At 67.9% G+C, this 14,227-nt stretch carries 9 protein-coding genes, 2 pseudogenes and 1 riboswitch; of the genes and pseudogenes, 6 read left to right on the top strand and 5 right to left on the bottom strand.

The features are described from left to right. Both QH195_RS01990 and QH195_RS01985 read right to left on the bottom strand, forming a co-directional pair. Positions 1-923: pseudogene (locus QH195_RS01990) on the bottom strand (amino acid permease); the annotation flags it as partial. Positions 924-999: 76 nt separating this feature from the next. Next, positions 1,000-1,446: pseudogene (locus tag QH195_RS01985) on the bottom strand (pyridoxamine 5'-phosphate oxidase family protein); the annotation flags it as partial. 154 nt (positions 1,447-1,600) lie between these two features. Between QH195_RS01985 and QH195_RS01980 the strand changes: the two are divergent. Continuing rightward, the gene (locus QH195_RS01980; protein ID WP_280434122.1) at positions 1,601-2,212 is read left to right on the top strand and encodes a TetR/AcrR family transcriptional regulator; all 612 of its coding nucleotides are present in this window, start codon (positions 1,601-1,603) and stop codon (positions 2,210-2,212) included. Between the two features lie 302 nt (positions 2,213-2,514). Here QH195_RS01980 and QH195_RS01975 read toward each other — a convergent pair whose 3' ends face one another. After that, on the bottom strand, positions 2,515-3,162 hold the full coding sequence (locus QH195_RS01975) for a TetR/AcrR family transcriptional regulator (RefSeq protein ID WP_280434121.1): 648 nt from the start codon (positions 3,160-3,162) through the stop codon (positions 2,515-2,517). A gap of 113 nt (positions 3,163-3,275) precedes the next feature. On the opposite strand from QH195_RS01975, the gene QH195_RS01970 reads away from it, so the two are divergent. Together QH195_RS01970 and QH195_RS01960 are read left to right on the top strand one after the other, a co-directional pair. Further along, positions 3,276-4,010, top strand: a complete 735-nt coding sequence (locus QH195_RS01970) for an SDR family NAD(P)-dependent oxidoreductase (protein WP_280434120.1) — start codon at positions 3,276-3,278, stop codon at positions 4,008-4,010. 517 nt (positions 4,011-4,527) lie between these two features. Further along, a complete protein-coding gene (locus tag QH195_RS01960) occupies positions 4,528-4,659 on the top strand; it encodes a hypothetical protein (RefSeq protein ID WP_280434119.1) in 132 nt (43 codons plus the stop codon). Positions 4,660-5,253: 594 nt separating this feature from the next. Here QH195_RS01960 and QH195_RS01955 read toward each other — a convergent pair. Next, complete coding sequence (locus QH195_RS01955) at positions 5,254-7,431, bottom strand: malate synthase G (protein ID WP_280434118.1); 2,178 nt, start codon at positions 7,429-7,431, stop codon at positions 5,254-5,256. Between the two features lie 700 nt (positions 7,432-8,131). Here QH195_RS01955 and QH195_RS01950 point away from each other — a divergent pair. The 3 genes from QH195_RS01950 (at position 8,132) to QH195_RS01940 (ending at position 10,827) form a co-directional block, all read left to right on the top strand. Beyond that, the gene (locus QH195_RS01950; RefSeq protein WP_280434117.1) at positions 8,132-8,680 is read left to right on the top strand and encodes an HNH endonuclease; all 549 of its coding nucleotides are present in this window, start codon (positions 8,132-8,134) and stop codon (positions 8,678-8,680) included. 27 nt (positions 8,681-8,707) lie between these two features. After that, positions 8,708-8,956 (top strand): WhiB family transcriptional regulator, encoded by a 249-nt coding sequence (locus QH195_RS01945; protein WP_033242055.1) that lies wholly within the window; start codon positions 8,708-8,710, stop codon positions 8,954-8,956. Between the two features lie 200 nt (positions 8,957-9,156). Then, complete coding sequence (locus QH195_RS01940) at positions 9,157-10,827, top strand: VWA domain-containing protein (RefSeq protein ID WP_280434116.1); 1,671 nt, start codon at positions 9,157-9,159, stop codon at positions 10,825-10,827. A gap of 431 nt (positions 10,828-11,258) precedes the next feature. On the opposite strand, the gene gcvP is transcribed toward QH195_RS01940, so the two are convergent. Continuing rightward, a complete protein-coding gene (gene gcvP, locus QH195_RS01935) occupies positions 11,259-14,075 on the bottom strand; it encodes an aminomethyl-transferring glycine dehydrogenase (RefSeq protein ID WP_280434115.1) in 2,817 nt (938 codons plus the stop codon). 52 nt (positions 14,076-14,127) lie between these two features. Continuing rightward, a riboswitch (glycine riboswitch) is annotated at positions 14,128-14,223 on the bottom strand. Between the last annotated feature and the right edge of the window lie 4 nt (positions 14,224-14,227).

Genomic DNA, 14,227 nt, shown 5'->3' with positions numbered 1-14,227 from the left:
CCCCCCCCCCCCCCCCCCCCCCCCCCGGCGCCCGCCCCCCCCCCCCCGCGGCCGCGGGCGGCCCCCCCCCCCCCCCCCGCCCCCCCCCCCCCCCCCCCCGCCGCTCCGACCACATCATCGTGAGCGGCCTGCAGAGTCCAGGTCCCGATCGCGAAGACGACCAGCAGCAGCCCCAGCGCACCGAAAGTCGCCCGGCGAATACTCTGCCGCGGGGCCTGCGCTTCCTCGCCGTACACGGCGGTGGCCTCGTAGCCACCGAAACAGACCAAGCAGAACACCAGCGTCAGCGAGGCGGCGCCCGAGAAGGGTTCGGTCGGGAGCAGCCCGACGGGCGACCACGCGGATGCCGGTCGCTGGACCAGCACAGCCACGAACAGCACGACGATGATGACGAATTGCGCCGTGCAGAGCAGAGCCGTCACCCACTGGGCGATATCGAGCCCGCGCACGCCGAGGACCGCGACGACACCCAGCGCCACCGCCGACAGGACGAACCAGGGGGGCGAGGACCCGAGGTACGAGGCCAGCGCCAGCTCGGCGAAGTACCCCGTGGCCGCGACCATCGCCGTCGACGCGAGGCCGTACGCGAGCGCCGCGACGAAGGCGGCGGCGGAGCCGAGACGCCTACCGAGACCGAATGTCACGAATGCCGCGAACGCGCTCGGTTCGACGACATACCGGGCCAGTACCAGGTAACCGACGGCGAAGAGTGCCAGCAGCGCACCCACGAGAACCAGATAGCCCACGGTCTCGGTACCCGCGCCGAGACCGATGCTGATGGAGATATTGGAGCTCAGCGCGGTGAGCGGCGCCGTGGCCGCCACCACCAGGAAGATCATCCCCGCTGTGGTCACCGTGCCGCGCCGCAGGCGTGGCGTATCGGCGTCGACGGGACTCTGCTCGGAAAGGGCATCACCGGCCATGACGGGCTCCGGTGTCGTGGACGGGACGTGCGGGACCGGCCGGCCCGAGCGGATCGTCGGCCGCGGGGGTGGATGCGCCCGAGAAGTCGGCCGAGTACCAACGCTGCGGTCGGATAACGAACAACACCTGGTCGTCGGGGTCGTACCGGTCGACCGCCGCATCCGCGCCTTCCGCACTGAGGTAGCGCCGAGCGATATCCCGCCGAACCGCGATCGGTGCCGGATGGATGTCGTCCACCACCCGGCCCTCGACGACGACGTACCGGTACGGTGGGGCCGCGCGCTGCACCGCGAGCGTGACGACGCCCGCGGTGCGGATGAGTCGGGCCTTCCGGCTGGAGACCGAGGTGTTGACCACGATGTCACCGCCCGGGTCGTAGTCGTACCAGAGCGGGATGCTCATCGGAGGCCGGCCCGGGCCGGCGTCGACGGACAGTACGGCGATATGCGCCTCGGCCAGAAACCGCTCCTGCTCGGCACCGGAGAGCGAACGGGGCGGGTGGAGCCCGTCCGACCGGGCCAGGCGGGCCGCGAGTGAACCATCGCCCACAACTCGGGGGGATTCTGGGGAGCTGAACGTCATGAGCTTCTCCAATGGAACGGACGAGACGGTTGCGTCCCGTCCATGTACCATAGAGCGGCCGGTACCGTCCCGTCCATAGGCTAGGGTGATCAATATGACCCAGCGCGCACCATCCGGAGCAGCCGTTCTCAAGCCAGACGTCACCGCGGCGATCATCAAGGCCGTCCTCGCCGAGCTCGTCGAGCGCAGCTACGCCCGGCTGTCGATGGAAGGCGTCGCCAAAAGAGCGGGCACCAGCAAAAGTGCCCTGTACCGTCGCTGGCCCACCAAACAGGACATGGTGCTCGCAGTGCTCGCCGATATCAGCGTCCCCATGGCGGACGTCACCGAGACCGGCGACCTCCGCCGGGATATGCGCGCTGCCGCGGAGTCGATGGCAGCCTGGCTCGCCTCGGAGCCCTACGCCAAGATCATCCCGGATCTGATTGCCGAAGCACACCGGACACCCGCGCTCGCCGAAGCGATCTCCGTGTCGCTGGCGAAGCCACGGCGCGCCCACCTGCGCTCACTCCTGACGCGGGCAATCGACCGGGGTGATCTCCCAGCGGACACCGATATGGAAATGGCCCAAGACCTCGTGGCCGCCCTCATCTACTGGCGCATGGTCGTACGACAGGCACCGGCCGAGCCGCACTACCTCGACCATGTGACCGACACCACCCTGCGCGCCCTGCGCGCCACCGGCACGGAAACGCACGAAGCCTGATCGACACACTGGGAGCGTCCCGAGCCCCCACCCGCTGCGCTCCGGGATTGGTGTCCGGGCGATCAGGTCCGCGGCGAGGGTGACCACCCCGGCGGACCGGAGATCTTCACCGAAACCGTGGTGCCGATCCTGCGGGAACGCGGCCCATTCCCCACCGAGGGGTTCGCCGAAACCGGCGAGCCGGTTCACGCCCGTGCCGATCCCGGTCGGCCATCGCGTCACCTCGTCGGGAAGAAAAACAGCGTTGGGCGGCGGGGCCGTAGAGCACCACCGTTCATGGCATGTCGCGATACCCCCGAGTACTACCCGTTCAGGCGGGCCATCACCCGATAGAGCCGCGTATCGTCGAGCGGCGGTTCCGGAAGGTCGTGCCCGTCGGTAACACGGAAGCCGTCGAGCACCAAGTCCAGGTTTCGCCGCCACGCCCGGGGCGCGATACCATCGGTGACCTCGGCGACCCTGCTACTCGCCCAGAGCAGCATGACGAGATCGGCAGTGGTGACATCCAGGCGCACAACGCCCGCTTCCTGCGCTCGGGTAAGAACTCGCTCGGCAAGTCCGCAGAGGCGGTTGTGCAGAGCTTCGGTGCGCTCGTCATCAGGGAAACGCTTCGATACGAAGTCGCAGAAGCCGCGATCGCCCACTTGGGCCGAGCACAGCACGCGCAGGAAGGCGCAGAACCCGTCCCACGGATCGGCCGAGTCCATCCCGGCCTCGATATCGTCGAGGAATTTCTGCAGATGCGCTCCGTAGACGGCCACCAGCAAGTCTATGCGGCGAGGAAAGTGCCGGTAGAGAGTTCCGATCGCACGATCGGAACTTCGCGCGATCCCTTCGAGCGAAGCCATCGCACCTTGTTCGGCGAAGGCAGTCCTGGCATGTGCGATCAACTGCTCGCGATTGAGGCGTGCGTCCCGGCGGGACGACAAAGAGGGTTCGACGGCCGGCATGCCACAATCTTACCAAAGTCGAGGCCCCCCTCACCATAAGTCGAGGGGAGCCTCATTTTGGTGTTAACCTCACCTCCGAGACCACCGAATCATCGGCACTCGGAAAGGCCACCATGCTCAAGCTCAACGACAAGACAGCAGTCGTCACCGGCGGCACGGTCGGAATGGCGTTCACGACCGCCCGGCTGTTCGCCGAGGAAGGCGCGCACGTCATCATCACTGGACGGCGCAGAGACAAATTGGACGAGGCCGTCGCCACAATCGGCCGCAACGCCACCGGAGTACAAGGCGATGTGAGCAACCTCGAGGACCTCGACCGTCTGGTCGAGGCCGTCACCGAGCGAAGCGGCCGGGTCGACGTACTGTTCGCGAGCGCCGGCAATCACACTTTCGATGAACCACTGGGTGCGGTGACCGAGAAGTCCTTCGACGAAGTCTTCGGCGTCAACGTCCGAGGCACCTTCTTCACCGTGCAGAAGCTACTGCCACTGATGACCGACGGCGCTTCGATCATCCTCAACGGATCGGCGGCCGCGGTCCAGGGCAGCCCCGGAAGCACGGTTTACGCGGCAAGTAAAGCCGCACTGCGATCATTCGCACGCACGTGGACCACCGATTTGAAAGAGCGGCGCATCCGCGTCAATGTCCTCAGCCCCGGCGCGATTCGCACCCCCTCGTTCGAGACGTTGCCTTCGCAATTCAAATCTCAGGCGCTGGCGGCGATTCCCGCCGGCCGACTGGGCACCGAAGCCGACGTCGCTACGACGGCAGTGTTTCTCGCATCGGCGGAGTCCAGCTACATCACCGGCGCCGAACTGCCCGTCGACGGCGGCCTCACACAGGTGTGAAGTAGACCGACCCACTACTTCGCCGCAGCGCCGCCGCCGAACTCGACCGGATCCACCGGTCAACACTCGAGCGACCGAGTGGCGGGTATTGCCTTGGGCCTACGCGTTCATGACCAATGACAGGTGAGGCGCCCGGGCCTGCCGCCCTAGCCTATGGATAGTCACCGTCGGCGGTAGCTTCGGTGTCGGCGCCAAGCCCGTCGGCGCCTACGCGGTCGCCGACGGCCGGGTGCGCTGGCAACCTGCCGTGGACATCAACTGGCTCTTAACGGTCGCCGGTTTCGTGGCGGTCGCGGTGACCTTCGCCGCACTGCGCCTGGCAGAACTACACGCACGCCACCGTGCAGGTGTGTGAGCGCCCGCCAGGGCTGAGACGGTGAGCGCGGCGGCCGTCGATCGTCCGGCGAACCGGTCGTGATCTCACCCACCGTGGCGGTTGCCGGGGCGGCCGTCGCTGTCTTCGCGCCCGAGACGGCACAGAGCGTGGTGCTACGCCGATGGACGGACAGGTACGTTTGTGGATCTACGGCACGCCGCGGCCTGGTGTGTCGTCCTGGTGATCTTCGCCGTACTCGGCGAGGCCACGCAGCACGTCTCGGGAGGGACAGCCCTGCTCGGCATCATCCAGGTCTCATGGCGTCTGAGGTGATGCTGCCGTATGCGACAGGGGTCACCCGGTGCCGGTGCATCGCGGCGACGATATCGGCTGGGTCCTGCGAATAGGTGCTGATCGGTTCCTTTCCGCGCGAAAGCCGCTCCAGAGTGTCCCGAAACCCGGCAGCACCCCCCATTCGGAAGATTGCCAAAGATTGGCTTCCACCAGAATTCGTCGGCCTCGGGTCGAGAACACACCGGAAGAAGAACATGCTCGCTGAGTTGCGCGGCCATGCGGGTCGCGGAAGCGGTTGACGCTCGGACCTCATTCCGGTGGCCACTGACGCAGCGGCCGATCCACTGTATCCGAGCTACGCACCGTCGGCCGCCCCCCTAGGTCTCGCGCTCTCGTTACGCCACGACCGTACTCATCAAAGATGGCGGCACCCATCAGCGCTGGTAGGACAGCACTTTCCGACATCGGCGACCTGCCCCGCGTGTGACCGTTTTTGTGACCGTTTTGAGCGTGACGGGCCAGTATCCAAGCTGATCGCCAGTGATTGAAGAGGCCCCTCACCCGGTGTTCCAGGTGAGGGGCCTCAGTTCGAAAAGAGCTGTCAGAAGCTACTTTTCAACCACTGAACATCACTCACTTGCATGCGGCCTTGGCCTCGCGGCGGCGGCGGTGCAGGATCGGCTCGGTGTAACCGTTGGGTTGCGTGGTGCCCTCCAGGATCAGATCCTTCGCGGCCTGGAAGGCGACGCTTCCGGCGAAATCCGGTGCCATCGGCCGGTAGTTCGGGTCACCGGCGTTCTGGCGGTCGACCACCGGCGCCATCCGCTCCAGGCTGGCGATCACCTGATCGGTGGTGACCACACCGTGGCGCAGCCAGTTAGCCATGAGCTGGCTGGAGATACGCAGGGTGGCACGGTCTTCCATGAGCCCGATATCGGAGATGTCGGGGACCTTGGAGCAGCCCACGCCCTGATCGATCCAGCGCACCACATAGCCGAGGATCGACTGCGAGTTGTTGTCCAGCTCCTGCTGTTTCTCCTCCTCGCTCCAGTTCGTATCGGCCGCCAGCGGGATCTCCAGGATCTCGTCGACGCTCGCGCGTGCCCCGCCCTTGGCGATCTCGGCCTGCCGCTTGAACACGTCCACCAGGTGGTAGTGGGTGGCGTGCAGAGTGGCGGCGGTCGGCGACGGCACCCAGGCGGTGGTCGCGCCGGCCTTCGGATGGCCGATCTTCTGTTCGAGCATCCCGGCCATCAGGTCCGGCATGGCCCACATACCCTTGCCGATCTGCGCCTTACCGGGCAGACCCGCGGCGATACCGGTATCGACGTTCCAGTCCTCGTAGGCCAGGATCCAGCGCTGGGTCTTCATCTCGGCCTTGCGGATCATCGGGCCGGCCAGCATCGAGGTGTGGATCTCGTCGCCGGTACGGTCCAGGAAGCCGGTGTTGATGAACACCACCCGGTCCGCGGCGGCATTGATGCAGGCCTTCAGGTTCACCGTGGTGCGGCGTTCCTCGTCCATGATGCCGACCTTGAGGGTGTTGCGCGGCAGCTCTAGCACATCCTCGACCGCGGCGAACAGGTCGTTGGTGAAAGCGACCTCGTCCGGGCCGTGCATCTTCGGCTTCACGATGTACACCGACCCGGTGCGGCTGTTGGTCAGCGCCACATCGTCGCGCAGCGAATGCTTGGCGATCAGGGAGGTGATGATGCCGTCCAGAATGCCCTCGGGCACCTCGTTGCCCTCGGCGTCGAGGATCGCGTCGCTGGTCATCAGATGGCCGACGTTACGGACGAACAGCAGCGAGCGGCCGTGCAGCGCCAGTTCGGAACCGTCGAGTGCGGTGTAGACGCGGTCCGGGTTCATGGTGCGGGTGAAGGTTTTGCCGTTCTTCGTGACCTCTTCGGCGAGGTCGCCCTTCATCAGGCCCAGCCAGTTGCGGTAGCACAGGGTTTTGTCGTCGGCGTCGACCGCGGCGACCGAATCCTCGAAGTCCATGATCGTGGTGACCGCGGATTCGATCACGACATCCTTGACACCGGCGGTATCGGTGCTGCCGATGGGCGATTCGGGATCGATCTGGATCTCGATGTGCAGGCCGTTGTGCTTCAGCAGGATCGCGCTGGGCGCGGCCGGATCGCCGATATAGCCGACCAGCTGCCCGGCGTCGGCCAGACCGATCGTGGTGCCGTCCTCCAGACCGACCTCGAGCTCGCCGTCGACGATGGCGTAGGAGGTGGACCCGATATGCGAGCCGGTGATCAGGGTGACGGCGTCGTCGAGGAAATTGCGCGCCCATTCGATGACCTTGTCACCGCGCACCTTGTTGTAGCCGGAGCCCTTTTCCGCGCCGCCGGTCTCCGGGATGGCGTCGGTGCCGTAGAGCGCATCGTAGAGCGAACCCCAGCGCGCGTTCGCGGCATTGATGGCGAAGCGGGCGTTGCTGACCGGTACGACCAGCTGCGGACCGGCCGTGCTGCTGATCTCGTCGTCGACACCGGTGGTGCCGATCGTGAAATCCGCGGGTTCGGGACGCAGATAACCGATCTCGGCCAGGAACTGCTTATAGGCCGAGCGGTCGTAGTTCGCGCCCGGGTGCTCGCTGTGCCAGGCGTCGAGCTTGCCCTGGATTTCGTCGCGTTCGGCCAGCAGGGCCCGGTTGCGCGGAGCGAATTCATTGATGATCCGCTCGGCGCCGGCCCAGAACGCGGCGGAATCGACGCCGGTGCCGGGCAGCGCCTCGTTCTCTACGAAGTCGTGGAGAACGGTGGCAACCTCGAGCCCGCCGACCTTTTTCCGCTCTGTCATCTACGTGCCTCACTTCCGCGAATACCGGGTGGAAAGTCGATGTTTATGTTACCGACCGGTAGTGCCGCTTCGACCGCCGGGTGAGCTGCGTTTGCCTGCGCCGCCTCCGGCGTCGCAGGGCCGGGGCCTGCCGACCCCTGGCCTTCACTCTTCCGCTCCCCGCTCCGACGCTCCAGACCAGGGGCGGGCCCCCGCCCACCGGAGGCCAGCGGAACAGTAACGGCGGACGCCGGAGTGTCGCCGCAGACTCTCCGGACGGAGCAGGATTATCGCCGAACACGACCGCCGGCGGCGTCCCATGCCCGTCGCGATCCCTCCCCGCTGCCGTCCCACACGGACTCAGGCGACCTCTCGGGCGGCCCCGGATCCGCAGACCGCGAAAAAAAATGAGCCGACAACCGCTACGGCCCTGTGCCACCATGTATTCCACCCGGTCGCCACAGGGTCGGCCGACGATTTCCCGGAGGGAGGAGTGGTCTTGTATCCCATCGCACCGATGTACAGCGGTATCGGTTCGAGCGCAGAGTCGCGGCAGTGTGCCGTGATGCCGGTCCGGCCGATGAACACCGAACAGCCGCGGCAGCCGAAAACCAGCGGCGATTCGCCGATCGACCGGCTCCTCCCGCAGCGTCGCTGACGCGTTCGCATTCTCCCCTGTTGAAGTCCGGGTGTTCCCGGCTGTCGAAACCTGGTGATTCCCATGCCGATCCCCGCTGTCACCGAACCGGTGACCCTTACGCCGGACAATTGGATACACAGTCGAGTGCTGGTGCTCAATGCCAGCTACGAGGCACTGGACCGGGTCACCGCCGATCGCGCGGTGGTGCTGCTGATCAGCGGTATCGCCGAATCGGTCGTGGTCCGCCGGCCGTATTTCCCGATCCGGTCCCGGCACACGGAGATCATGCTGCCCGAGACCATCCGGCTGGTGCGCTACCGATACCTGGCCCATATGGCCGTCCGGTCGCCGGGTAGCCGCGCCACCCATGCCGGGGTGCTGCGGCGGGACGGGAACCGGTGCGGCTACTGCGGTGACTGGGCGCCGACCGTCGACCACATCCGGCCGCGCAGCCGGGGCGGGCCCAACACCTGGGAGAACTTGATCGCCTGCTGTGTGCCCTGCAATACCGGCAAGGCCGACCGCACTCCGGAAGAGGCGGGGATGCGGTTGCTCTGGGAACCCCGGGCGCCGCAACCGCTGGCCCGTGAACAGCGGCGGGTGTGGAAGCACCTGGCCGCGACATCTTGAACCGATCCGCGAGAGGAGGGGATCGATATGACCGTCGAAGTGCTGGCAGATCTGCTGCCGATATCCGACAGCCACGGCTGGCACCGCGCCGCCTGTCGCGGCGACCCGAACCACGAGGCGTGGTTTCCGTATCCATCGCAGGACTTCGAGTACGCGCGTGCTGTCTGCGGCCGGTGCCCGATCCGGCCGGACTGCCGCGGCTTCGCCGAACGGACCGGACAGTCCGGGGTGTGGGGCGGGCACGAATTCGACCGGGGAAAGATGATCCGCGAATAACGGGTGCGCCACTGGGGGCGGTGCTGATTGCGCCGCCTCCAGCGTCGCGGGTCCGGGTCTCTCGACCGACTTCACACCCGTCGGCCGGGCCCCGCGCGCGGCTTGTCTCGGTCGCTACGGACCCGAGGCGTATCCCAGCCGTGTCCGGACCCTCCGTCCGTGGCGCCACAAACGCGTTCGGCTCCTTACACTGACTGGCCGTGGGTACCCATCGCAGCACCGGCTCTTCCCGGGAAATCAGCAAGGGGCCGGTGATCACCGCGGTGGTGGTCGTGGCCCTGCTCGCGGTCGTCGTCGGCTGGTGGCAACTAGGCCCGGATTCGGCGGGCGGCACAACGGCCGGCGGCACCTGCGCGGAGGGTCGCGCCGTCCTCGATGTCACCGTCGACCCGGAGATCGCCGATCCGGTGCGTACTATCGCGGCCCGCTACAACGAGACCCGGCCGGTGGTCCTCGACCATTGCGCGGAGGTGGTGGTCACCGAGCGGCCGGCCGCGGACCTGGTCGCTGCCTTCACTTCCGATGCCACCTGGAATCCCGTGCTCGGACCCCGGCCGGCACTGTGGATTCCGGTATCGAGCAGGCAGATCGAATCGATGCGGGTGCCCGGCCTGATCGAGGGCACTCCGCGCTCCATCGCGGCCAGCCCGATCGTGCTGGCCGTTCCCGAAGTGCTGCGTCACGCGCTCGCGGCCACCCAGACCTCCTGGGCCGATCTACCCCGGCTGCAACAGGGTTCGCTCGAAGCCATCGGACTACCGGGCTGGAACGGCCTGCAGCTGGCGCTGCCACCGGGCGACACCGCGCTGGCGGTGGCCGCCGCGGTGGCGGGCGCGATCTCCGGAACCGAGCCGCTGACCGAGGAAGCGGCGACCGGCGGGCAGGCAATTTCCGCGGTATCGGCGCTGGCGGCCGCCGCGCCGGAGATCACGGACACCTCGGCGGCGATCACGGCGCTGTCGGCGGCCGCACCGGCCGAGGCCGCGGTCCACGCGGTGCCGGTGACCCAGCGGTTGCTCGCGGCGAACCCCGGCGCCACGTACTACCTGCCGGCCGGCGCGGCACCGGTGGCCGACTATCCGGCCGCGTTGATGTCCGGGCCCTGGGTGGACAAGGCCGAGAACCTGATCGCGGGCCTGTTCGCCGAATATCTGCGCAAACCGGAACAGCAGCGTGATCTGGTCGCCGCCGGTTTCGCCGTCCCACCGGCCGAGCCTGTCCCCGCTCCGCCGCGGGCCGCGCTGGACCGGCTCCGCACAGTCCTCGACAATCCGGTCCTCGGGGTGCACGCGACAGCCCTCGTGGACGTTTCGGCGTCGATGGCGACCACCGACGGTGAACAGAGCCGGCTGACCAATGCCGTCGGCGCCCTCGCCTCCACGGTCAACGTCATGCCACCCGAATTCGGTCTGGGAATCTGGACATTCGGCGCGGGCACCGGGGACGGCAACCCGTACGACGTGGTCGTCGATACCGCTCCGCTCACCGACGAGCACCGGGGCACGCTCATGGGTTCGCTGGGCGATATCGAGGCGGCGGCCGCGAATACCGACGAGTGCTACCCGGCGCTGCTCGCCGCCTACCGCAGCGCGATCGAGAACTACGCCGCCGACCGCACCAATTCGATCCTGCTGGTCACCGACGGCCCGGACGACGGTTCCGCCCTCACCGGTGCCGACCTGTCGGCGGCCATCGAGGACGCGGGCAGCCCGCAGACCCCGGTCCGCATCGATGTGATCGTCGTCGGTGGCGTGGGCGCCGATACCCTGAGCGCCCTCGCCGAACGCACCGGAGGCACCTACAAGGTCCTGCCCACCAGTAACGATCTCGAATTCGGGACGGCCATGGTCAGCGCGCTGACCACTCCCTGACCCAAGGACGCGGTCATGGGTCGCCGCCAGCACCCCGGAGTGCGCGGCCCAGCTCCCGGGTATCGCCGCGGCGAAAAACTTCAGCTCTCCGCAGTAGCAGTAGTGGGTCCCCTGCCCACTACCGTCGGCACACACCGGGTGGCGCATACCGATCACGCGGCCGGCCGCGTGATCGGCACACGGAGTTGCTACACGGCAGTTCTACCCGGAACGCGCCACAGAGTACGCCGGCCGGGGACTCCCGGAAGCACCGTCCTCCGCGCACGAACCCGCACCGCCGACGGTTGATCGAACCGCCGGTACGGCACCGGGCCGGCCGGGGTAACCGAACGCCGACCGGCCGGAGTCCCGGGAGTGCGAACCTCGGCGACCGTGCAGCCGAACTCTCGATGCCGGGACGGTACTCGGTCGGCGTCCGCGAATCAGCTCGTTCAGTCGCTGTAGGCGTCGAGCGGTGGGCAGGTGCACACCAGGTTGCGGTCGCCGAACGCACCGTCGATCCGCCGCACCGCGGGCCATACTTTGGCCCGGGTATGCGTGACCCCGCGCGGGTACACCGCGGTCTCCCGGCTGTACGGGTGGTCCCAGTCGGCGACCAGGCAGGCCGCCGTGTGGGGGGCGTTGCGCAGCGGGTTGTCGTCCACCGGCCATTCCCCCGCGGCAACCCGGTCGATCTCCCGGCGGATGGCGATCATCGCCTCGGCGAACTCGTCGAGTTCGGCGAGATCCTCGCTCTCGGTGGGCTCCACCATCAGCGTGCCCGCCACGGGGAAGCTCATGGTGGGTGCGTGGAATCCGTAGTCGGCCAGCCGTTTGGCCACATCGTCGACGGTGACGCCGGTACGTTTGGTGATCTCACGCAGGTCCAGGATGCATTCGTGGGCGACCATCTCGTTTGCGCCCGTGTAGAGGACCGGATAGTGCTCCCCCAGCCGGCGGGCCAGATAGTTCGCCGACGCGATCGCGGTGAGCGTGGCGCGGCGCAGACCGTCCGCCCCCATCATCCGGATATAGGCCCAGGTGATCGGCAGGATCGAGGCCGAACCGTAGTTCGCCGCCGAGACGGCGTGCGAATCGGTGATCAGTGGGTCCCCGGGCAGGTACGGGGCCAGATGCGAACGCACCGCGACCGGCCCGACACCGGGACCGCCGCCGCCGTGCGGGATGCAGAACGTCTTGTGCAGATTGAGATGGCTGACATCACCGCCGAACCGGCCCGGCCGGGCCAGCCCGACCAGCGCGTTCAGGTTCGCGCCGTCGACGTAGACCTGGCCGCCGGCGTCGTGGACCAGCGCACACAGGTCGGCGATCTCGTGCTCGTACACGCCGTGCGTGGAGGGGTAGGTGATCATGATGCAGGCCAGCCGGTCGGCGTGGTCGGCGATTTTGGCGCGTAGATCATCGAGATCGACATCACCGTTGTCCCGGCATTTCACCACTTCCACACGCAGCCCCGCCATGGCCGCGGAAGCCGCGTTGGTGCCGTGGGCGCTGGACGGAATGAGGCAGGTATCGCGCCCGGTATCGCCGCGGTCCCGGTGGTAGCGCCGGATGGCCAGCAGACCCGCGTACTCCCCCTGGCTGCCTGCGTTGGGCTGCAGGCTCACCGAGTCGTATCCGGTGATCTCGGCCAGCCACCGCTCCAGGTCGTCGATCACCCGCAGCAGGCCGGGCACGTCGGTGGCCGGTGCGTACGGATGCAACCGGGCGAAGCCGGGCCAGGTGATCGGCTCCATCTCCGCGGTGGCATTGAGTTTCATGGTGCAGGAGCCGAGCGGAATCATACTGCGGTCCAGCGCGATGTCCTTGTCCGACAGCGCCCGCAGGTACCGCAACATGGCCGTTTCGGTGTGGTAGCGGGTGAACGCCGGGTGGGTGAGGAACTCCGAGGTGCGATCGGCGATACCCGCGCAGACGGGTTCGGCGGGCGCGACACCGAACGCATCCAGCACCGCGGCGATATGGTCCTCGGTGGTCGCTTCGTCACAGGCGACGGCGACGTGGTCGTCATCCACCAGGCGCAGATTGATCCCTCGGGCGGCGGCCTTGGCGACCACGCTCTCGGCATGGCCGGGCACGCGGGCCAGGACGGTATCGAAATACTTGTCGTGGACGACGGCCTCACCCAGCGCCGCCGCGAGCCGTTCGGCATGACCGTGCACCCGCCGCGCGATATCTCGCAATCCGTCGGCACCGTGGTAGCAGGCATACATTGCGGCGACGATCGCCAGCAGCACCTGCGCGGTGCAGATGTTGGAGGTGGCCTTCTCCCGGCGAATATGCTGTTCCCGGGTCTGCAGGGCGAGCCGGTAGGCCGGGGCGCCGTCGGCGTCCTTGGACACCCCGACCAGGCGGCCGGGCAACTGGCGGGCGTGGGCGGTGCGGACCGCGAGATAGCCGGCATGGGGGCCACCGAACCCCATGGGCACGCCGAATCGTTGCGTGGTACCGAAGCAGATATCGGCCCCCTGCTCCCCCGGCGGGGTGATCAGGGTGAGGGCGAGCAGATCGGCGCCGGCGGCCACCAGCGCACCGCGCTCATGGGCCTGCGCGATGATGTCGGTCCAGTCCACCACGCGCCCGGAAGCACCCGGCAACTGCAGCAAGACGCCGAAGAACTCGCCGTCGGGCAACCCGTCGCCGGCCAGATCGGTCTCCACGAGCTCGATGCCGAGCGGTTCGGCGCGGGTGGTCAGCACGGTGCGCGTCTGCGGGAAGAGATCACGGTCGACCACCAGGCGGGTCCCGCGGCCGCGACCGGCCCGGTGCATCAACGTCATCGCCTCGGCCGCCGCGGTGGCCTCGTCCAGCATGGACGCGTTCGCCACGTCCAAACCGGTCAGGTCGGTCACCATGGTCTGGAAATTGAGCAGCGCTTCGAGCCGGCCCTGGCTGATCTCGGGCTGGTAGGGCGTGTAGGCGGTGTACCAGGCCGGGTTCTCCAGCAGATTGCGCACCAGAACGGGCGGGGTCAGGGTGTCGTAGTAGCCGAGCCCGATCATCGAGGTGGCCACTGTGTCGGTCGCCGCGAGCGCGGCCAGTTCGGCCAGCACCTCGTGCTCGGTCGCGGCCGGTGGCAGGCCCGCGAGGGGATCGGTATCGCCCGTAGGAGGGTAGGTGTCACGAATCGCGGCGGGCAGCGCGGCCGCGGCGAGTTCATCGGCGGACGCGATACCGATCTCGGCGAGGATATGCGCGAACCCGGCGCCGTCGGGTCCGATATGCCGGTCTGCGAAGCTCTGGGTCACCACGGCTCCCTGGTAGGGCGGCCGGCCGTAGGGGCCGACACAGGACCCTCCCCCTCTGTCGCGGCGCCTGAGAGCTTCGGCGGCCGGGCCATGGGACCGAGCGCCTTTCACCTTGGGCGGGCGGCCCGCAGCCACCACTTTCCAGAGGCGCC

This window comes from Nocardia carnea (assembly GCF_029868855.1).
Lineage (GTDB): Bacteria > Actinomycetota > Actinomycetes > Mycobacteriales > Mycobacteriaceae > Nocardia > Nocardia carnea_A.
The sequence above is the reverse complement of the archived record's forward strand: the minus strand, read 5'-3'. Positions and strand labels throughout refer to the sequence as shown.

Coding starts and splice junctions, on each gene's coding strand:
- QH195_RS01980 (WP_280434122.1), top strand. CDS start 1,601: ATGACCCAGCGCGCACCATCCGGAGCAGCCGTTCTCAAGCCAGACGTC.
- QH195_RS01975 (WP_280434121.1), bottom strand. CDS start 3,162: ATGCCGGCCGTCGAACCCTCTTTGTCGTCCCGCCGGGACGCACGCCTC.
- QH195_RS01970 (WP_280434120.1), top strand. CDS start 3,276: ATGCTCAAGCTCAACGACAAGACAGCAGTCGTCACCGGCGGCACGGTC.
- QH195_RS01955 (WP_280434118.1), bottom strand. CDS start 7,431: ATGACAGAGCGGAAAAAGGTCGGCGGGCTCGAGGTTGCCACCGTTCTC.
- QH195_RS01950 (WP_280434117.1), top strand. CDS start 8,132: ATGCCGATCCCCGCTGTCACCGAACCGGTGACCCTTACGCCGGACAAT.
- QH195_RS01945 (WP_033242055.1), top strand. CDS start 8,708: ATGACCGTCGAAGTGCTGGCAGATCTGCTGCCGATATCCGACAGCCAC.